At 61.5% G+C, this 18,803-nt stretch carries 17 protein-coding genes; 10 read left to right on the top strand and 7 right to left on the bottom strand.

Annotated features, from left to right (window positions below; translation table 11 throughout):
* Positions 1 to 108: 108 nt before the first annotated feature.
* Both LRS56_13795 and LRS56_13790 read right to left on the bottom strand, forming a co-directional pair.
* Positions 109 to 780, bottom strand: coding sequence for a helix-turn-helix transcriptional regulator (locus tag LRS56_13795; protein ID WDU65415.1), 672 nt, complete (start codon positions 778 to 780; stop codon positions 109 to 111).
* Between the two features lie 154 nt (positions 781 to 934).
* On the bottom strand, positions 935 to 2,179 hold the full coding sequence (locus LRS56_13790) for a methionine gamma-lyase (protein ID WDU65414.1): 1,245 nt from the start codon (positions 2,177 to 2,179) through the stop codon (positions 935 to 937).
* A 123-nt stretch (positions 2,180 to 2,302) separates the two neighbouring features.
* Here LRS56_13790 and LRS56_13785 point away from each other — a divergent pair, with 123 nt between their 5' ends.
* On the top strand, positions 2,303 to 2,773 hold the full coding sequence (locus LRS56_13785) for an Lrp/AsnC family transcriptional regulator (GenBank protein WDU65413.1): 471 nt from the start codon (positions 2,303 to 2,305) through the stop codon (positions 2,771 to 2,773).
* A 940-nt stretch (positions 2,774 to 3,713) separates the two neighbouring features.
* Positions 3,714 to 4,151, top strand: a complete 438-nt coding sequence (locus tag LRS56_13780; protein WDU65412.1) for a carboxymuconolactone decarboxylase family protein — start codon at positions 3,714 to 3,716, stop codon at positions 4,149 to 4,151.
* Positions 4,152 to 4,154: 3 nt separating this feature from the next.
* On the opposite strand, the gene LRS56_13775 is transcribed toward LRS56_13780, so the two are convergent.
* Both LRS56_13775 and LRS56_13770 read right to left on the bottom strand, forming a co-directional pair.
* Positions 4,155 to 6,317 (bottom strand): TonB-dependent siderophore receptor, encoded by a 2,163-nt coding sequence (locus LRS56_13775; protein WDU65411.1) that lies wholly within the window; start codon positions 6,315 to 6,317, stop codon positions 4,155 to 4,157.
* Positions 6,318 to 6,463: 146 nt separating this feature from the next.
* Complete coding sequence (locus tag LRS56_13770; GenBank protein WDU65410.1) at positions 6,464 to 7,360, bottom strand: helix-turn-helix domain-containing protein; 897 nt, start codon at positions 7,358 to 7,360, stop codon at positions 6,464 to 6,466.
* A gap of 160 nt (positions 7,361 to 7,520) precedes the next feature.
* Here LRS56_13770 and LRS56_13765 point away from each other — a divergent pair, with 160 nt between their 5' ends.
* The 5 genes from LRS56_13765 to LRS56_13745 all read left to right on the top strand — a co-directional run bounded on the left by LRS56_13765 (position 7,521) and on the right by LRS56_13745 (position 13,025).
* On the top strand, positions 7,521 to 8,858 hold the full coding sequence (locus LRS56_13765; protein ID WDU65747.1) for a glutamine synthetase family protein: 1,338 nt from the start codon (positions 7,521 to 7,523) through the stop codon (positions 8,856 to 8,858).
* A gap of 22 nt (positions 8,859 to 8,880) precedes the next feature.
* Positions 8,881 to 9,969, top strand: coding sequence for a polyamine ABC transporter substrate-binding protein (locus tag LRS56_13760; protein WDU65409.1), 1,089 nt, complete (start codon positions 8,881 to 8,883; stop codon positions 9,967 to 9,969).
* Entirely contained in the window at positions 9,966 to 11,258 is a 1,293-nt protein-coding gene (locus LRS56_13755) for an FAD-binding oxidoreductase (GenBank protein ID WDU65408.1), read from the top strand. The genes LRS56_13760 and LRS56_13755 overlap by 4 nt, the downstream gene beginning before the upstream one ends.
* A 164-nt stretch (positions 11,259 to 11,422) precedes the next feature.
* Positions 11,423 to 12,103: a hypothetical protein gene (locus LRS56_13750; GenBank protein ID WDU65407.1), complete on the top strand. Its 681-nt coding sequence runs from the start codon at positions 11,423 to 11,425 to the stop codon at positions 12,101 to 12,103.
* A 10-nt stretch (positions 12,104 to 12,113) separates the two neighbouring features.
* Positions 12,114 to 13,025, top strand: a complete 912-nt coding sequence (locus LRS56_13745) for an EamA family transporter (GenBank protein WDU65406.1) — start codon at positions 12,114 to 12,116, stop codon at positions 13,023 to 13,025.
* Here LRS56_13745 and LRS56_13740 read toward each other — a convergent pair.
* The gene (locus tag LRS56_13740; GenBank protein ID WDU65405.1) at positions 12,988 to 13,887 is read right to left on the bottom strand and encodes a LysR substrate-binding domain-containing protein; all 900 of its coding nucleotides are present in this window, start codon (positions 13,885 to 13,887) and stop codon (positions 12,988 to 12,990) included. The genes LRS56_13745 and LRS56_13740 overlap by 38 nt on opposite strands.
* 114 nt (positions 13,888 to 14,001) lie before the next feature.
* On the opposite strand from LRS56_13740, the gene LRS56_13735 reads away from it, so the two are divergent.
* The 3 genes from LRS56_13735 to LRS56_13725 are packed head-to-tail and all read left to right on the top strand — an operon-like array spanning position 14,002 to position 16,262.
* Positions 14,002 to 15,006 (top strand): aldo/keto reductase, encoded by a 1,005-nt coding sequence (locus tag LRS56_13735; protein ID WDU65404.1) that lies wholly within the window; start codon positions 14,002 to 14,004, stop codon positions 15,004 to 15,006.
* Between the two features lie 15 nt (positions 15,007 to 15,021).
* Positions 15,022 to 15,819, top strand: coding sequence for an SDR family oxidoreductase (locus tag LRS56_13730; protein WDU65403.1), 798 nt, complete (start codon positions 15,022 to 15,024; stop codon positions 15,817 to 15,819).
* Between the two features lie 26 nt (positions 15,820 to 15,845).
* A complete protein-coding gene (locus tag LRS56_13725; GenBank protein ID WDU65402.1) occupies positions 15,846 to 16,262 on the top strand; it encodes an SRPBCC family protein in 417 nt (138 codons plus the stop codon).
* A gap of 132 nt (positions 16,263 to 16,394) precedes the next feature.
* Here the strand turns inward: LRS56_13725 and LRS56_13720 are convergent, their stop codons facing one another.
* A complete protein-coding gene (locus LRS56_13720; GenBank protein WDU65401.1) occupies positions 16,395 to 17,786 on the bottom strand; it encodes a HAMP domain-containing sensor histidine kinase in 1,392 nt (463 codons plus the stop codon).
* Positions 17,764 to 18,447, bottom strand: coding sequence for a response regulator transcription factor (locus LRS56_13715; protein WDU65400.1), 684 nt, complete (start codon positions 18,445 to 18,447; stop codon positions 17,764 to 17,766). The genes LRS56_13720 and LRS56_13715 overlap by 23 nt, the downstream gene beginning before the upstream one ends.
* Between the last annotated feature and the right edge of the window lie 356 nt (positions 18,448 to 18,803).

The raw sequence follows: 18,803 nt of genomic DNA, 5'->3' as shown, positions 1-18,803 counted from the left end.
CCCTGTGGCGAGCAGGCTTGCCTGCGTAGGGCTGCGCAGCGGCCCCAAAACAAGGGGTGCTGCGCACCCCAACGCGGGCAAGCCCGCTCGCCACAGGGCTGTTTTTGCTTAAAGTGTTGTGCCGTCTTGCGTTGAATACATCCACCGCAACAACGAATGCCGCCCACTGATTCCCAGTTTGATCGCGGCACGTTTGAGGTAGCTTTCAATCGTATTGACCTTCAGCGCCAGTTGCTCCGCCAACTCCGGCGCAGTGCGCCCGGCCAGCAGGCCCACACACACCTCAAGTTCACGGTTGGACAAGGTCAACCCGCATTGCACCAGGCGCTCTTCGATGCGGCGGCGCAAGGTGTCGATACCCTGGTTTTGCGCGGTTGGCGGTTCGCTGTCCTGGCGGCACGGCTGGATCGCGGTGATGTGCTTTTCCACCATGGGCAACAGCAGCGTGGAGAAATCCTGCAGCATGCTGCGTTCCTGCGGCGAGAAGTTCTCCGACTGGTGTGAGCGGTACACCGAGAGCACGTAGCGCACGTCATCCTTGTTGCGGGTGAGGTGCAGTTGTGCGGCGGGTTGTTCCTCGCCCAGGGCCGCCACGGAGTCGGTGTAGACCGGGCTGATATTACGCCGGGTGTGGCCTTCGCTACTGACCCGCAATTGGGTGATATGGGTGGCGTCCACTGCCAGTTGGGTGAGGATGAGGTCATGCAGCATGCGTGGGAAATGGCGACTGCCGGTGCTGGCGATGACCTTGCCTATATGGGGGAACAGGTGTGAGTTCATCAATTCGTCCATGAGTTTCGAGTGCAGAAACCTATGCTAGTACAGCCTGGTCGATTGATGGGGATCCAATCGGGAAAAAACCGATTAAAACGCACAACGGTGGTCGGACAGGTCCGACCACCGTTGTGGGAAAGGGTCATGTCCGGTCGGCGGTCTATTTAACCGCATGTACCGCCATTGCGGCCTGGCGCGGTAGGGCACGGGTGCACTTGGCCAGCGCCTGTTGCACATCCGCCAGCAGGTCAGCCACGTCCTCAAGCCCCACCGACAGGCGCACCAGCCCCTCGCTGATGCCATATTGGGCACGTTCCTGTGGGGTATAGGTGGAATGGGTCATGCTCGCCGGATGCTGGGCCAGCGATTCGGCATCGCCCAGGCTGACCGCTCGGGTAAACAATTTGAGTGCGTTCATAAAACGTCGACCGGTTTCAATCCCGCCCTTGAGTTCGAAGGCAATCATGCCGCCGGGCAGTTTCATCTGCCGCATCGCCAATTCGTATTGTGGGAAAGAACGCAGCCCCGGGTAGGTCACATGCTCCACCGCCGAGTGCGCCTGCAGCGCTTCGGCCACCGCCTGCGCGTTGCTGCAATGGCGGTCCATGCGCAGGGCCAGGGTCTTGAGGCCGCGCATCAACAGGGACGCGTCATGCGGTGACATCACGGCTCCCGTCAAATCCTTGAGACCTTGCAGCCGAATACGCTGCGCCAGGGCCTGGCTGCTGACGGCGATACCGGCAGTGATATCACCGTGGCCGCTGAGGTACTTGGTGGCCGAATGCACCACCACATCGGCGCCAAGCTCCAGAGGGCGTTGCAGGTAGGGCGTGCAGTAGGTGTTGTCGACCACCACGGTGACATTCGGTTGCTGGTGGGCGAGGGCGGCCACGGCGGCAATATCCACCAGTCGCAGGTTGGGGTTGGCGGGGGTTTCGCAGTAGACCATGCGGGTGGCGGGGCTGAATGCAGCGTGCAGCGCCGCGAGGTCGGTGAGGTCGACATGCCGCACCTTGATCCCGAATTCGCCGATGCCGTGATGCAGCAGGGCGAAGGTGCAGCCGTACAGCGTCTGGCTGACGATCACTTCATCGCCCGGGCGCAGCAGGGTCCAGAACGTTGCGGCAATTGCGCCCATACCGGAGCTGAATGCCACCGCGGCCTCGCCGTTTTCCAGGGTGGCCATGCGCGATTCCAGCAGCGCCAGGGTCGGGTTGGAAATACGCGTGTAGAAGTGGCCATCGGCCTCGCCGGCAAAACAGGCGGCGCCGTATTCGGCGGTGGGGAAGGCGAAGGTGGCCGACAGGTAAATCGGCGGAACGAGCGCACCGTGGTGGTCCTTGGGGTCATAGCCGTGGTGGATGGCGCGGGTGGAAAAGCCGGATGCATTGTGTTTATTGTTCATGTCGGGCGCTCCTTATTTCCTACAATGCTATGCTCATAACCACAGACGAACTTTGCGAAGTTTGCTGGGAAATCCCGTGTACGGGGATGAAAACTCAATAAAAATAAAGATCAGAGGCACGATATGCCCGTCAGTCTGGATCGCACCGACAAGGCGCTTTTAAACGCGCTGCAAGGTAATGCCCGTCTCACGGTGGCCGAATTGGCTGACCGTGTGTCCCTGACCACTTCGCCGTGCTGGCGGCGGGTGCGCAACCTGGAGGAGAGCGGGGTGATCAGTGGTTATCAGGCGATTCTGTCGCCCAAGGCGTTGGGGTATGGGGTGACGGCGTTTGTCAGCATTATGATGGACAGTCATACGCAGGAGATTGCCCGGGCGTTTGAGCAGCGGTTGTTGGAGATTCCCGAGGTTGTGGCGTGTCATAACGTGTCGGGGCGGTATGACTTTTTGCTTGAGGTGGTGGCGAGGGATTTGGAGTCGTTTGGGGAGTTTGCGCGGGAGGTGTTGCAGACGTTGCCTTGTGTTAAGGAGATTTATTCGAGTTTTTCTTATAAGTCGGTGCGGGCTTTGCGGGTGATTCCGTTGCCGGGGTGAGGTTTTTGTTTTGTGTACATATCCGTTTTTTTGGTGATGGCGCAAATGGGTTCCGCTCTTACAGCGGGTCACTTTTGGAAGAGCGCCAAAAGTAACCAAAAACGCTTCGCCCCATCACTCGGCACCTCGCCTCCGGCTCGGTGTGCCCGAACGCAGGCTTGAATCCGTGGGCCGCCGCGATGGGCCATCCATGGCCCAGCGCGGCTAACCCGGCGTCCTGCCGGGTTGCCCACGGATTCAAGCCTGCGTTCGGCCAGCGTGATTGACGGGGCGTCTCAGATCAAAGTCAAAAGCAGAGCACGGCGGCCTAGTAGCCGACCTGAGTGGTGTAGATCAAAAGCGGGTCCGCAGTAGATCTGCTTTTCTGTGGGAGCTGGCTTGCCTGCGATGCTGGCAACTCGGTACATCAGGCACACCGAGTTGATGCCATCCCAGGCAAGCCAGCTCCCACATTTGACCGAGGTCGGCTGTCAGGCCGCCGTGCTTTGCTTTGTTTTTGATCTGGCCCTTACATCCTTTGCGCTGACGAAGTCAGCGATCTTTTGCGCTTTTGATCGTGATCTTGATCCTTGGCGCCCCATTAAACACGCTGGCCGCACGCAGGCTTGAATCCGTGGGTAACCCGGCAGGACGCCGGGTTAGCCGCGCTGGGCCAAGGATGGCCCATCGCGGCGGCCCACGGATTCAAGTCTGCGTGCGGGCACACCGAGCCAGAGCGAGGTGCCGAGTGTTGGGGCAAGAGCCCTTTGGTTACTTTGGGGCTCTTTTCCAAAGTGACCCGCTGTAAGAGCGGAACCAATACCAGCCATCACCCAAACACCGGATATGTACTCAACAGCGGCCACATTGGTCACCCGTTCTTAACCCAAATTGGATATTCCTCCAGCCCCCCACGATGACTAACCTAGCCATCAACCCCCACCGACGCTGGAGAACCACCATGCAACCCCGTACCGATTTCTACACCGCCTCCCCAGACGCCATGAAAGCCATGCTCGCCCTGGAAGCCGCCGTCGGCAAACTCTCCATCGAGCTGCCCCTGCTGGAACTGATCCGCCTGCGCGTCTCGCAGATCAACGGCTGCGCCTTCTGCCTCGACATGCACACCGCCGACGCCCGCAAAGGCGGTGAAACCGAACGCCGCCTCTACACCGTCTCCGCCTGGCGCGAAACGCCGTTCTTCACCCCGCGTGAACGCGCAGCACTGGCCTGGGCCGAAAGCCTGACCCTGCTCAGCCAGACCCACGCCCCGGATGAGGATTTCAACGCGCTGGCCGCCGAATTCAGCGCCCAGGAACAGGTCGACCTGAGCGTGGCCATCGCCACCATCAACAGCTGGAACCGCCTGGCGGTCGGTTTTCGCAAGATGCCGAAGTAACGCTTAGAAGTTGACCGAAGCACTCAGGCGCGCCGTCAGTGGCGCGCCCTGGAACAGATAGTCATCGCCCATGTACTCGCCCGCGTCGCGCCAGTAGCGCTTGTCGAACAGGTTGTCGACGCTCAGGCGAAACACCGTCTCGTAGCCGTCGACCTTGGTGGTGTAGCGGCTGCCGACATTGACCACTGCATAATCCCCCACCTCCACATTGCCCGTGCGATTGGCGTACTTCTTGGCGCTGTATTGCACGCCGCCGAGTACCGCCAAACCATTCACCCACGGCAGCGCGTAATCGGCGTACACACTGGCGCGCAGCTTGGGCACGTTGATCGCCTGGTGCCCCTCGTAGTCCGGCGTGCCGCTGCCGGTTACCCGTGCGCGAATCGCCGCCACACTGGTCGCGATTTGCAGGCGCTCGGTCGCCCAGCCATTGGCCGACAACTCCAGCCCGGTGTTTTTCTGCTCGCCCTGTTGCACATAGGTAAATTGGCCTGCGCCGTCGGGCTTGGCGTACTGATAGGCCTGGCGGGTCTGGAATACCGCGGCGGCGAAGCTGATGCGGCGCCAGTCGTATTTCACCCCGGCTTCGATCTGCCGTGAAACGGTCGGGGCCAGGGTTTCGTCGGCGTTGTCCGCAAACCACGGCGCGGTACCGCCCAGGGACAGGCCCTTGCTGTAGCTGGTGTACAGCGAGAGGTTTTCAATCGGTTTGTAGATCAACGCGGCTTGGGGCAGGAACACGTATTGCTGGGTGTGGCGGACCTGGTTGCCAGTGGTGCCGTCGAAGGCTTGTTCATCCAGGCGCACTTCGCGTCCGCCGAGGATGGTTTGCCATTGCTCGTTGAAGCGGATGCGGTCGGTGACGAACAGGCCGTATTGGCGGCTGTCGAGGTTGCGATGGCTGTCGTTCAGCGGCTTGTCGGTGGGCGTGAACGTGGGGGCGTCCACGTCGATATTGGTGGTGCCGATGTATTCGTTGACCGACTTGCGCTTGTCGATCACCCGGCGAAACGCGCTGCTGCCGAAGGTCAGTTCATGGCCCAGGCCCGCGGTGTCGAACAGCCCGGTCATCGCCGCCTGCACTTCGTCGTCGCGACGGGTGTCGTCGGGGCTGCGGTAGTCGTAGACGTCGTAGTTGCCCTCGGGGCTGAAGTAGTTCGGCACGCTCGATGTGCAGCTGGTGGAGCCATAGCAGCCCCAGGCAAACGAGCTGTAATCATCGATCACCACTTTGCTGCGCGCCGCGCTCACGCTGCCTTTCCACTGGTCGCTGAAGCGGTACTCGAACTTGCCGTTGAGGTTCAGCGAGTCGATGCCCACTTGCCTGGAGCCGCTCTGGTGCCCCAGCAGTTTTTTCGGCGAGGCGTCATGGGGCACCTCGGTGCCGCCGAGCAATTGATAACCCGGCACCGAGCGCTGTTGCTTGTTCTGGTATTCCGCATCCAGTTGCAGCACGGCATCGGGGCTGATGTTCCAGTCGAAGGCCAGGGACACAAAGTCGCGCTGACCATTGGCGTGTTCCACATAGGAATTAAGGTCTTCATGCGCCACGTTGGCGCGCAAGCCGAATTGTTGCTCACTGCCGAACCAGCCGCCGACATCGGTGGCGATATAACCGCTGCCACGATCGTCAGTGGAGACGGTTACCGAGCGCACGTCCTGCGGGCGCTTGGTCACGTAGTTGATCACGCCGCTGGGTTCGGAAATCCCGCTTTGCAGGCCGGCCAGGCCCTTGAGTACTTCCACTTGTTCCTTGTTTTCCAGGGCGACGTTCTGCTCACCGGTGATGGTGCGCCCGTTGATCTTGTAGCTGCTCGCCGCGTTCAGCGAGAAGCCGCGCAGCACAAAGTTTTCGTAATAGCCGATGGGCGCATAGCTGTCGCCGACCGAGGCGTCGTTGCGCAGCACTTCGCTGAGCAGGCGCGCTTGCTGGTCCTTGATCAGCGCCGCATTGATCACCGTGATCGACGCCGGGGTGTCCAGCAGTGGCGCTTCATCGAAGCCGCCCACTGAGGCGGTTTCAGCGCGATAGCCGGATTCGTCCTGGCCCTGGACGTTTACTGCGGGCAGTTCGATTTCAGCCGCCAGGCTGCTACCGATGCCGCCGCTGAGCAGCAGGCCGAGGGCGAAACGTGACGAGACGACGGGACGAAAACGCAAAACCATGGGGGCAGGGCCTTAAAGCGCGGGGCGGGGGGCGCATAAGCTAGGCATAACGGCGCAGTTTTACAAGTTTTCGAGAATGACTCGCGCTGTACGGCAACCTGTCTCAACCCGGTCGCCAATCGCCCCCCACATTTTGTAAGCGTGTCTCAACCGTGACGTTTGAGCGTTTCGCTCGGCAGTTCCTTGAATAACGCCCGATAACTATTGGAAAACCGCCCCAGGTGCCAGAACGACCAATTCATCGCCACCTCGGCCACGGTGGTATTCGCTGAATTCAACAACTCCCGCCGCGCCCCATTCAACCGGCGCAACCTCAACCACTGCGCCGGGCTCATTCCGGTGTAGGTCTTGAACCCTTGCTGCAACTGGCGCAACGGCACCCCGGCGATCTGCGCCAGCTCCAGCAAATTGACGGTTGCATCCGGGGCATCTGCCGCCCATTCGCCAATGCGCGCCATCAACAGGCGTTCTTCGCTGCGCCGCTGCAAGGAGCTGCGGTCCAGGCACACACAGGCGTTGTCGAGAATAAACAGGCAGTCGTCGAGTAGTTGTTGGGTGAGGGCATCGCGGCTGAGCGGGTCGATCACGGCCGACAAACGCGTCAGGGTACCGCTGAGCCAGCGGCTGAACAGCGCGTTCTGCCGGCAGGTCAGCGGCGCCATGAACAGGCCCTCGAGTTTCGCTACATCCAGCCCATGGCGCTGCACAAACTGCGGGCCGAACACCACCGCCACTTCACGGTAGTTTTCCGGGGTAATCCAGGTATTGCGGCTTTCGCCATTGAGCATGTACAGCGCGTTGTCGCTGCCATCGAAACAGAACGCCAGCGAACCTGGCGGCGCGTTGAAGTGCTGCTCCACACGGGTGTTCATGCATTCTTCGTACACCTGCACCCCTTGCAGGTCGAGGTAGCGGATCTGCCCGGCAAAATGCCCCGGGGACATTTGCTGGTACTGCTGCACCCAGCCGGGTGTCGCATTGCATTGAGCGGCCACATCACCGGTGGTGAAAGCCTGTACGCGCAAAGCGGTTGCCTGTGTCATGGGTGATCCGTGCGCACTCTATTGGTGCGTTGTGGGGCGTGCAAAGTGGATAGATGCCGTTGCAGGGCTGGCCCAAGATAGACCTCAATGCGCCGCAAGCACAAGCTGGCGTGGCATCCCACCCATGACGAGGTCCTTATGAACGCCCCCCTTCGATCAGCTGTCCGCCTGGCTGAAAGAACACAAGATTACCGAAGTCGAATGCGTGATCAGTGATTTGACTGGCATCGCACGCGGCAAGATTGCGCCCACCAACAAGTTCCTGCATGAGCGAGGCATGCGCCTGCCGGAAAGTGTGTTGCTGCAAACGGTAACCGGGGACTTTGTCGACGACGATATCTACTACGACCTGCTCGACCCGGCCGACATCGACATGGTCTGCCGCCCGGTGTCCAACGCCACCTACGTGGTGCCGTGGGCTATCGAACCGACCGCGATTGTGATCCACGACACCTTCGACAAGCAGGGCAACCCCATCGAGTTGTCACCGCGCAACGTGCTGAAAAAAGTCCTGCAGCTGTATACGGACCAGGGCTGGCAGCCGATTGTCGCGCCGGAAATGGAGTTCTACCTGACCCAGCGCTGCGAGGACCCGGACCTGCCGCTGAAAACCCCGGTGGGCCGCTCCGGCCGCGCCGAAACCGGGCGCCAGTCGTTTTCCATCGACGCTGCCAACGAGTTCGACCCGCTGTTCGAAGACGTCTACGACTGGTGCGAACTCCAGGGCCTGGACCTCGATACGCTGATCCACGAAGACGGCCCGGCGCAGATGGAGATCAACTTCCGCCACGGCGATGCCCTGGACCTGGCCGACCAGATCACCGTGTTCAAACGCACCTTGCGCGAGGCCGCGCTCAAGCACAACGTGGCTGCGACCTTTATGGCCAAGCCGGTAGCCGACGAACCGGGCAGCGCCATGCACCTGCACCAGAGCGTGGTGGATATCGCCACCGGCAAACCGGTGTTCGTGGATGCCGACGGCAACATGAGCCCGCTGTTTCTCCACCATATCGGCGGCCTGCAAAAGTACATCCCCACGCTGCTGCCGATGTTCGCGCCCAACGTCAATTCGTTCCGCCGCTTCCTGCCGGACACCTCGGCGCCGGTCAACGTGGAGTGGGGCGAAGAGAACCGCACCGTCGGCCTGCGCGTGCCCACCTCCAGCCCCGATGCGATGCGCGTGGAAAACCGCCTGCCGGGCGCCGATGCCAATCCGTACCTGGCGATTGCCGCCAGTTTGCTGTGCGGCTACCTGGGCATGATCGAGCAAATCGAGCCCAGCGCCCCGGTGGAAGGCCGTGCCTACGAACGGCGCAACCTGCGCCTGCCGATCACCATCGAAGACGCGTTGGCGCGGATGGAGGAGTGCGACACGGTCAAGCAGTACCTGGGCGACAAGTTCGTGCGCGGCTATGTGGCGGTCAAGCGCGCCGAGCATGAGAATTTCAAGCGGGTGATCAGTTCCTGGGAGCGTGAGTTCCTGCTGTTGAGCGTCTAAAAAAACTAAAAGGGGTGTCGATATGCGTCTTGTGAAAAACCTTCTCCCGCTGGCCCTGGTGGCCGCCTTCAGCAGCACCAGCCACGCGGCACAAACGGTGAGCGTCTATAACTGGACCGACTATATCGGCGAGACCACCCTGGCCGACTTCCAGGCCAAGACCGGGATCAAGCCGATCTACGACGTGTTCGACTCCAACGAAACCCTGGAGGGCAAGTTGCTGGCGGGGCGCACCGGGTATGACGTGGTGGTGCCGTCCAACCACTTCCTGGCACGGCAGGTGAAAGCCGGCGCGTTCCTCAAGCTGGACCGCGCACAGTTGCCCAACTTCAAGAACCTCGACCCCAAACTGCTCAAGCTGCTGGAGAAAAACGACCCGGGCAATGCGCACTCGGTGCCGTACCTGTGGGGCACCAACGGCATTGGCTACAACGTCGACAAGGTCAAGCAGGTGCTGGGCATCGACCGTATCGATTCGTGGGCGGTGCTGTTCGAACCGCAGAACATCAAGAAGCTTAACCAGTGCGGCGTGGCCTTCCTCGATTCGGCCGATGAGCTGTTCCCGGCGATCCTCAATTACATGGGCAAAGACCCGCGCAGCGAGAACCCCGAGGACTACAAACAGGCCGAAGCCAAGTTGCTGACGTTGCGCCCGTACATCACCTACTTCCATTCCTCCAAGTACATCTCGGATTTGGCCAACGGCGATATCTGCGTGGCCTTCGGTTATTCCGGCGATGTATTCCAGGCCGCCAACCGCGCCAAGGAAGCCAAGAACGGCGTGAACATTGCCTACTCGATTCCCAAGGAAGGCTCCAACCTGTGGTTCGACTTGCTGGCGATTCCCGCCGATGCGGGCAACCCGAAAGAAGCCCACGCCTTTATCAACTACCTGCTCGACCCTGAAGTGATCGCCAAGGTCAGTGCCTCGGTCGGTTATGCCAACGCCAACCCGGCGGCCAAGGCGTTTATGGACCCGGAGCTGGTGAACAACCCTGAGGTGTACCCGCCGCAGGACGTGCTCGACAAACTCTATATTTCCACCACGCCCACCCCGGCGACCATGCGCCTGATGACCCGCGCCTGGAGCAAAGTGAAGACCAACAAATGATCCAGGCCAGCGACCACGCCAACTCCTATTACCGCGCCTCGGCCAATGCCATGCCTGAGCGTCCGTCGCTGGGCGCCGACCTGACGGCCGATGTGTGTGTGATCGGCGGTGGTTTTACCGGGGTCAACACCGCCATTGAGCTGGCCCAGCGCGGGCTCTCGGTGATCCTGCTGGAGGCCCGGCGCATTGGCTGGGGCGCCAGCGGGCGCAACGGTGGGCAGTTGATTCGGGGTATCGGCCATGACGTCTCGGGCTTTGCCAAGTACGTGGGCGAGGAGGGCGTGCGTTACCTGGAGCGTGCCGGCATCGAGTCAGTGGCGCTGGTGGGCGAGCGCATTGATGAGTACGCCATCGACTGCGACCTGCGCTGGGGCTTTTGCGAGTTGGCCAACACCCCGGCGCAGTTCGCAGCGTTCAAGGGCGAGCAGGAGCGCCTGGTGCGCAGCGGTTATGCGCATGAAACCCGGCTGGTGGGCCCGCAGGACATGCAGCAGGTGGTCGACTCCACGCGGTATGCCGGTGGGCTGGTGGACATGGGCTCCGGCCACCTGCACCCGCTGAACCTGGTGCTGGGCGAGGCGCAGGTGGCCGAGGGCCTTGGGGTGCGGATCTTCGAACACACCGAGGTGCTGCAGCTGATCCACGGCGACACGGTGCACATCCGTTGCGCCACCGGCAGCGTGCGTGCAGCCAATCTGGTGCTGGCTTGCAATGCGCATCTTGAAGAACTGGAGCCGCGCCTGAGCGGCAAAGTGCTGCCGGCGGGCAGCTACATCATCGCCACCGAGCCGCTGTCGGTTGCCGTGGCCAACCAGCTGATCCCGCAGAACCTGGCGCTGTGCGACCAAAAAGTCGGCCTGGATTACTACCGACTTTCCGCCGACCGCCGCCTGTTGTTCGGCGGTGCCTGCCACTACTCCGGGCGCGATCCGAAAGCCATTGCCGCGTATATGCAGCCCAAGCTGCTCAAGGTGTTCCCGCAGCTGGCGAACGCCGCTATCGAGTTCCAGTGGGGCGGCAAGATCGGCATCACCGCCAACCGCTTCCCGCAGGTCGGCCGGCTGCGCCAATACCCTAACGTGTTCTACGCCCAGGGCTATTCCGGGCATGGGCTGAACGTGACCCACTGGTGCGCACGGCTGCTGGCCGAAGGCATTCACGCGGGCGCCAGCCAGGGCCTGGATATTTTCAGTCAGGTGCCGCACATGACGTTTCCCGGCGGCAAGGCCTTGCGCTCGCCGCTGCTGGCGTTGGGCATGTTGTGGTACCGGATACGGGAAATACTCTGAGTAAACCTTCCGTTTAACCGTGCAGGGTGTGCTGTCGAAGGGGCGAAGTGCCTTTTCGCAGACACCTTTTGCGCGGTTTTACTACTGACCGTACGGTTAGTTACCGAGTTAGCGATCTTTACGTAAATTCCGCCCCGCACAGATTTTGTCCAGGGAGGATGCATATGTTTAACGTTAATCAACACCGGCACGACTACTTCTACAACCTTGCAACGGTCATCGGCGGGCTTATTCCGCAGGACCTGTGTGACGCGCTGGCGGCTCGGGTCAACCGCATTATCGATGCGCAGGGGGTAGACTTGGTCAAGCACCAGGGCCTGGGCACCGATGCCGTTTCGGACCTGGGAGGCGCCTACAACCACCACATCTTCAAGGGCGACGCTATCCGCCGCCATCTGCCGGAACTGACCGCGATCTACCACAGCCTGGTGCCGCTGGTCAGCCTGATCACCCACACCGACACGGTGGTGTCGCCGTACCCGCTCTCGGATATCAATATCAAGGCCTACCCGCCCGGGGGCGGCACTCTTGGGCTGCATTACGACACCAACGGGATTACCGTGCTGTTGTTTCTCACCACCAACGTGGAAGCGCCGCTGTGCATGCAGGTCGAGCGCTGCCATCCCAGCCAGGAAAAACCCTGGATCGAGCACCGCCGAATCTTCGCCTCCAAAGGTTCGCTGTTGATCATGCAAGGTCGCAAGACCCTGCATCACAGCGAGCCCACCGAGACCGAACAGAAGCTGTCGGTGGTGTACAACTACTACGAGCGCCACGACACCTATCGCCACGAAGACTTCGACAACTTCGTCTATTACGGCATGCAGCCGAAGACACTGGCGTAAGGGGCGCGTGATGCACTTGAGCAAAACCGATCTACTCGCCGGCCTTGGCGTAACGGTTATCTGGGGCGCCAACTTTTCAGTGATCGGCCTGGGCCTGCAGTCCCTTGATCCGACTCTGCTGACGCTGTTGCGGTTCACCTTCTGCGCAGTGCCGCTGGTGCTGTTTATCCCCAAGCCAAGGGGCGTCAGCTATGCCACGCTGGCGGCGTATGGGGTGCTGTTTGGCGCAGGGCTGTGGGGCGTGGTGAATGTGGCGATGCACAACGGCTTGTCGGCCGGGATGTCTTCGGTGTTCCTGCAGTTCAGTGCGTTTTTCACCATCATCATGAGCCGCTTGTTTCTGAACGAGCCGATCAGCCGCATTCACGGCGCGGGGATGCTGTTTTCTGCGCTGGGGTTGTTCATGATCCTGCACTTGTCGGACAAACCCTCGACCACGCTGGGCATTTTGCTGGTGTTAGTGGCGGCGTTGTCGTGGTCGTTGTGCAACCTGATCGTCAAGGTCAACAAACCGGAGGATATGGTGGCTTTTATCGTCTGGTCGAGCCTGTTTTCGATTCCGATCCTGTTGCTGATGACCTTGCGCTTCGAGGGCGTCGGGCCTTTGCAGAGGCTGGTGGCGGACCTGACCTGGGGCGCGGCGTTTTCGATTGTGTTCCAGTGCTATATCACCACCCTCGTGGGCTACCGCGTGTGGAACAACCTGATGAAGAAATACCCGGCGTCGATCGTGGCACCGTTGTCGCTGATGGTGCCGGTCTCGGGGTTGCTCACCTCGTATGTGTTTCTGGGTGAGCACCTGAGCCTGGGGCAGGGGGTGGCGATTGGGCTGGTGTTTATCGGTATCGCGATTTTCGTCAACTCCAGCGGTATTTCGGCGCGCCTCAACGGGCGTGAGCAGGCTCGGTCAGCACCTTCCTGAAGGTTTCCACCAAGGGCCGCAGGTTGATGCGATGCCATGCCGCCCACAGCGGCGTGGTGTAGGTCAGCCACGGCAGTTCGCGCAATACCACGCCGGGCGGTGCATTGCGGCTCAGGCCCTTTTGCACCATTGCCACGCCCAGCCCCGACGCCACCAGGCCCAATGCGGTAAACGGCTCGCCGGCTTCCATGGGGATGTGCGGGGTGAAACCGGCGCGGATACAGGCGGCGACAAAGTCATCGGCGGGGCGGGCGCCGGGTTTGCGTTGCACGCCGATCCATTGCTGTTCGGCCAGGTGTTCGGGCAGTAACTCACGCTGTTGCGCCAGCGGATGGTGCTCGGGCAGGGCCAGTAGCATCGGGTCGTCCAGCACTTGCAATGCGCTCAGGTCCGGATCGTCGGCGGCCGGTGGTTCGCCGACCAGGGCAATGTCCAGGCTGCGCTGGCGCAAGCCTTCGAGTTGCTCCAGGGACGGCAGGTTGTACAGCTTGATGTGCACGGTAGGGCGCTCGTCGCGCAATACACGCAAGGCATTCGGCAACACGCCGGCATGCATGGCGTTCTCGATATAGCCGATGCACAGGCCGCCTTCTTCGCCCCGGCCCAGGCGCTTGCCCAGGGATTCCAGGCGGTTGGCGTGGGTCAGCAGCGCCTTGGTTTCGGCAAGAAAGGTCTGGCCATCGCGGGTCAGGCGGATGCGCTGCTGGCTGCGTTCGAACAGGGTCAGGCCCAGGCGCTCTTCGAGCTGGGCAATCTGCCGGCTCAACGGCGATTGGGAGATATGCAGGCGCTCGGCAGCGCGGCCGACGTGTTGTTCTTCGGCGACCACTTCGAAGTAGCGCAGTTGGCGGAGATCGATCATGGTTAGACCTGATGAGACTTAAGTTGGTCGCAGTATGTCTTGGACGGTCCGATCTAGGCAATCTAGGATCTACCCAACGGTCACCGCGACCCTGAACCGATTGAGGATCCAACCATGAGCTTGAAAGACAAACTGCCGGGTGTACTGGGCTTCGGCACCGCACCCTTGGGCAATATGTTCCGCGCCATTCCCGAGGACGAAGCCCAGGCCACCGTCGAAGCCGCCTGGAACCAGGGCGTGCGTTATTTCGACACTGCACCGTTCTACGGCTCGGGCCTGTCGGAAATCCGTCTGGGCCAGGCCCTGTCCCGGTACAAGCGCGATGACTTTGTGCTCAGCACCAAAGTCGGCCGGCTGATTCTCGATGAAGTCGAGGAACGCCCCCGCGATCTCGGCGAAAAAAGCGGTGTGTTCGAACACGGGCGCCCAAACAAGATGGTCAACGACTACAGCGCCGATGCCACTTTGCGCTCCATCGAAGACAGCCTGCAGCGCCTGCAAACCGATCGCCTGGACATCGTGTGGATTCACGACATCGCCCAGGATTTTTACGGCGACCAGTGGCTGGAATACTTCAACCAGGCCCGCACCGGCGCATTCAAGGTGCTGACCCGCTTGCGCGAAGAAGGCGTGATCAAGGCCTGGGGCCTGGGCGTGAACCGCGTCGAGCCTTGCGAGCTGACTTTGGACCTGAGCGAAGCCCAGCCCGACGGTTTTCTGCTGGCCGGCCGCTACACGCTGCTGGACCACGAGCGCGCCCTGCAACGCCTGATGGATGCGGCGCTGGCGCAGAACGTCGAGATCGTGGTCGGCGGCCCTTACAGTTCGGGCATCCTGGCCGGTGGGGCGCATTTTGAGTACCAACCAGCCAGCCCGGCGATCATCGGCAAGGTCGAGCAGATCAAGGCGATTGCCCAGGCATTCGGGGTCAGCGTAAAAGCCGCGGCATTGCAGTTTTCCCTGGCCCACCCGGCCGTGGCCGCAGTGATTCCGGGTGCCAGTCGTCCGGGGCGAATTGCCGAAGACGCCGGCGCGTTGTCAGAGAAGATTCCGGCGGCCTTCTGGCAGGCCCTGCGCGACGCGAAGTTGATTTCGCCACACGCGCCCCTGCCGCTCTAACCTGAGGATTTTGCGATGAAGATTGATGTAAGCGGCAAAGTAGCGATTGTCAGCGGCAGCACCGCCGGTATCGGCCTGGGAATCAGCCAGGCCCTCGCGCAGTCCGGTGCCACCGTGGTGGTGATCGGGCGTGAAGCGGGCAAGGTCGACGAGGCGTTGGCGAGCATTCGCCAGGCGGTGCCGGGCGCCGACCTGCGCGGGTTGGTGGCGGACCTTGGCACCGCGGAGGGGGCCGAGAAGCTGTTCGCCGCCGAACCACGTGCCGACATCCTGGTCAACAACCTGGGCATCTTCAACGATGTGGATTTCTTCGACGCGCCGGACAGCGAATGGACGCGCTTCTATGAGGTCAACGTAATCTCCGGCGTGCGCCTGGCGCGGCATTACACACCGGGTATGGTGCAGCAGGGCTGGGGGCGGGTGATTTTCCTGTCGTCGGAGTCCGGAGTGGCGACGCCGGCGGACATGATCAACTATGGCGTGACCAAAAGTGCCAACCTGGCGGTGTCCCACGGCCTGGCCAAGCGTTTGGCCGGCACCGGCGTGACCGTCAATGCGATTTTGCCGGGGCCGACCTTCACCGACGGCCTGGAGCAGATGCTCAAGGACGCCACCGCCAAGTCCGGGCGCAGTGCGCGGGATGAAGCCGATGTGTTTGTGCGCAATGCGCGCCCCACGTCGATCATCCAGCGGGCCGCGAATGTGGATGAAGTGGCCAACCTGGTGGCGTACATTGCTTCACCCCTGTCTTCTGCAACCACGGGCGCCGCGTTGCGAGTCGATGGTGGTGTTGTCGACAGCATGGCGATCTGAATTTTTTATCTTCTGGAGTATTTATCGTGGCAACAGCGTCTTCTGTGATTGAAATCCCGGTGTCGGCCGATCAGGTCTGGCAATTGGTCGGCGGCTTCAACAGCCTGCCGGATTGGCTGGCGTTTATCGTCAAGAGCGAGCCCAGCGACGGCGGCCGCGTGCGTCACCTGCAAACCGCCGACGGTGCTGTGATCGTGGAGCGTCTGCAGAGCTTCGATAACGTGGGCCGTACTTACAGCTACACCATCGAGCAATCGCCGTTTCCGGTGAGTGCGTATCTGGCGACGTTGCAGGTTGAAGCGCTGAGCGAGTCGTCGGCCAAGGTGACCTGGTCCGGTGTGTTCACCCCGGCGGTGGGCACCACGGAGCAGGCAGTGCAAGAGTTGTTTGCCGGTGTGTACAGCGGCGGGCTTGAGGCGCTGCGGGCCAACTTCCCGGCCTGACCCAGGAGCCAGCGCTAGGCTCATGTGGGAGCTGGCTTGCCTGCGATAGCGCAGTGTCAGGCAATGAAAAAGTCGCCTGATACATTGCCATCGCAGGCAAGCCAGCTCCCACAGGTTTTTGTGGCGTTTGGACTATTTGGGCATCAGTTGCTGGCGGCATTCCAGGATCAACCGTGCGCCGCCTTGCTCGCTGCTGCCCACGTCCAGCTTGAACCCATGCAAGTTGATGATCGCCGCCACAATCGACAAGCCCAACCCGAACCCGCCTTGCTGGTCGCTTTCATCCACGCGATAGAAGCGCTGGAACACGGCGTCGCGTTCTGCGGCGGGAATCCCCGGGCCGGAGTCGTGCACCTCGATGCGCGTGCTGCCAGCGTCATTCGATGCCCGCAGAATCACTTCACCGCCGGGTGGCGAGAACTTGATCGAGTTGCTCAGCAGGTTGGCCAGGGCTTCGAACAGCAGCGCACGGTCGCCGGTGATCCACGGCAGGGAGTCGGGCACTTCGAGGCGCAACTGCAACTCGCCTTCTTCCGCCAGCGGCAGGTAGAAATCGTGCAATTCGCGCAGCAGCGGCAAGGGGTCCATCACCAGGAAACCCGAGCGACGCTGGTGGTCCTCCAGTTCCGAGATCCGCAACAGCCCGCGAAAGCGCGCCATCAGCGTGTCGGTTTCGGCAATCGCGTCATCCAGTTTCACCGCGTAGACCGAACCCTCTTCAGCCTCCTGTTTGATGCGGTACAGCTGCGCCCGCAGTCGGGTGAGCGGGGTGCGCAGGTCGTGGGCAATGTTGTCGCACACGCCCTTGACCTCGTTCATCAGCTTCTCGATGCGATCGAGCATGGCGTTGACGATGGCCGCGAGCATGTCCAGTTCGTCGCGTCGATTGGACAGCGGCAAGCGGTGAGTCAGGTCGCCGGCAACGATGGCCTCGGCGCTGGCCTGGATCCCACGGATGCGGCGCAGCGGGCGGCGCCGCAATAAATGCCAGCCGGCGGCGCCTGGGATAATCGTCAGCGACAGCGCCCACAGCAGGGCGTGCCAGATGATCCGCGTCACGCCAAATAACGAACCGTTGGCGCGCACCAGCACCAGCCAGCGGCCGTCGTCGGTGTGGGTGGCCACGGCGTCGCAGCTGTCCTTGGGCAGTTTGGGGTCATCGGAGTCGACGCAATTGGCCAGCGCATGGATCTTGCCGTCCAGCGGCAGGTCAGGGGGCACCGCACGGATCGGCCCGCTCAAGGGGCGAAATTGCTCATCGAACAGGCCGTAGGCGTCCACGCCCTTCATGTCGAAGGTCATGCTGGTGGTCAGGGCCTCCACCAGTTCTTCGCCGTCGAAGCGCTGGAACAGGTGCTGGCGCTGCATCAGCGAATGGCGCGACAGGTCGCCCAGGTAACCCGAAACCTCGTAGTACAGCACCCCCATGAGGATGCAGCTCCAGGCCACGAACAGCGAGCTGTACAGCGCCAGCAAGCGGCTGCTGGAGGAACGCCAGCCCTTAGAGGGGTTCAGCAATGACATAACCGGAACCTCGTACCGTGCGGATCAGCGGCGTGAGGCCCGGTGGGTCGATTTTCTTGCGCAGACGGCCGATGTGCACATCGATCAGGTTGGTGCCCGGGTCGAAGTGATAACCCCATACCTCTTCGAAGATCATCATCCGCGAGAGGATCTGCCCGGTGTTGCGCATCAGGAATTCCAACAGTTTGTATTCGGTGGGCAGCAGGCTCAGCGGCTGTTCGGCGCGGCTGGCTTCGCGGCTGATCAGGTTCAGTTCGAGGTCGGCCACCCGCAACGCGGTTTCGAATTCCTTGACCGTGCTTTTGCGCCGCAGCAGCACTTCGACGCGGGCCGCCATTTCGTCGGAAGCGAACGGCTTGGTGAGGTAGTCGTCACCGCCGGCCCGCAGGCCGCGTACGCGCTCGTCCACATCGGAGAGGGCGCTGATCATCAGGATCGGCGTCGACACACCGATGGTGCGCAGGGTCGTCACGATGGCCAGGCCATCGAGTTCCGGGAGCATGCGGTCGAGGGTGATCAGGTCGTAATCCCCACTCACGGCACGGACCAGGCCTTCGCGGCCGTTGTCCACCCAGTCTACATCCAGTCCATGGCTACTCAGCTCGGCGACGATCTCACGGGCTGTTACGGCGTCATCCTCGATGGTCAAAATACGGATCATAGGATTACCTGGTGAGCGATTCACACTAGAAGTGGACACATTTTGCCAAGGTTTGCCTGAACGCTTCCTAAATTAAACTTCATGTTGGCAAAACTGACACAAATTTCATAAGCCCCTTGGGTTTCCTGTGGGAGCTGGCTTGCCTGCGATGGCGGTGTATCCGTTGCAAGTGCCTGGGCTGGTACGACGCTATCGCAGGCAAGCCAGCTCCCACCTGCGCGGTGTTCGTCGAGAGATTGCATAACGCCCGCTCGCTCCGGTCATTTCTTGCAACTTGCATGGTTCAAGTAAGTTCAAATTACTTAACTATATGAAATATAAGGATTTTAAATTTGAGCCGGGCTGGCACGCTGCCT

The sequence above is a fragment of the Pseudomonas poae genome (assembly GCA_028869255.1).
Classification (GTDB): Bacteria; Pseudomonadota; Gammaproteobacteria; order Pseudomonadales; family Pseudomonadaceae; genus Aquipseudomonas; species Aquipseudomonas poae_C.
This window is presented reverse-complemented; position numbering and strand designations above follow the sequence as displayed.

Excerpts from the sequence above, each read along its gene's own strand:
- LRS56_13735 (WDU65404.1), top strand. The coding sequence starts at position 14,002 with ATGAGCTTGAAAGACAAACTGCCGGGTGTACTGGGCTTCGGCACCGCA.
- LRS56_13715 (WDU65400.1), bottom strand. The coding sequence starts at position 18,447 with ATGATCCGTATTTTGACCATCGAGGATGACGCCGTAACAGCCCGTGAG.
- LRS56_13730 (WDU65403.1), top strand. The coding sequence starts at position 15,022 with ATGAAGATTGATGTAAGCGGCAAAGTAGCGATTGTCAGCGGCAGCACC.
- LRS56_13760 (WDU65409.1), top strand. The coding sequence starts at position 8,881 with ATGCGTCTTGTGAAAAACCTTCTCCCGCTGGCCCTGGTGGCCGCCTTC.
- LRS56_13720 (WDU65401.1), bottom strand. The coding sequence starts at position 17,786 with ATGTCATTGCTGAACCCCTCTAAGGGCTGGCGTTCCTCCAGCAGCCGC.
- LRS56_13740 (WDU65405.1), bottom strand. The coding sequence starts at position 13,887 with ATGATCGATCTCCGCCAACTGCGCTACTTCGAAGTGGTCGCCGAAGAA.
- LRS56_13750 (WDU65407.1), top strand. The coding sequence starts at position 11,423 with ATGTTTAACGTTAATCAACACCGGCACGACTACTTCTACAACCTTGCA.
- LRS56_13775 (WDU65411.1), bottom strand. The coding sequence starts at position 6,317 with ATGGTTTTGCGTTTTCGTCCCGTCGTCTCGTCACGTTTCGCCCTCGGC.
- LRS56_13770 (WDU65410.1), bottom strand. The coding sequence starts at position 7,360 with ATGACACAGGCAACCGCTTTGCGCGTACAGGCTTTCACCACCGGTGAT.
- LRS56_13745 (WDU65406.1), top strand. The coding sequence starts at position 12,114 with ATGCACTTGAGCAAAACCGATCTACTCGCCGGCCTTGGCGTAACGGTT.
- LRS56_13755 (WDU65408.1), top strand. The coding sequence starts at position 9,966 with ATGATCCAGGCCAGCGACCACGCCAACTCCTATTACCGCGCCTCGGCC.
- LRS56_13780 (WDU65412.1), top strand. The coding sequence starts at position 3,714 with ATGCAACCCCGTACCGATTTCTACACCGCCTCCCCAGACGCCATGAAA.
- LRS56_13785 (WDU65413.1), top strand. The coding sequence starts at position 2,303 with ATGCCCGTCAGTCTGGATCGCACCGACAAGGCGCTTTTAAACGCGCTG.
- LRS56_13790 (WDU65414.1), bottom strand. The coding sequence starts at position 2,179 with ATGAACAATAAACACAATGCATCCGGCTTTTCCACCCGCGCCATCCAC.
- LRS56_13795 (WDU65415.1), bottom strand. The coding sequence starts at position 780 with ATGAACTCACACCTGTTCCCCCATATAGGCAAGGTCATCGCCAGCACC.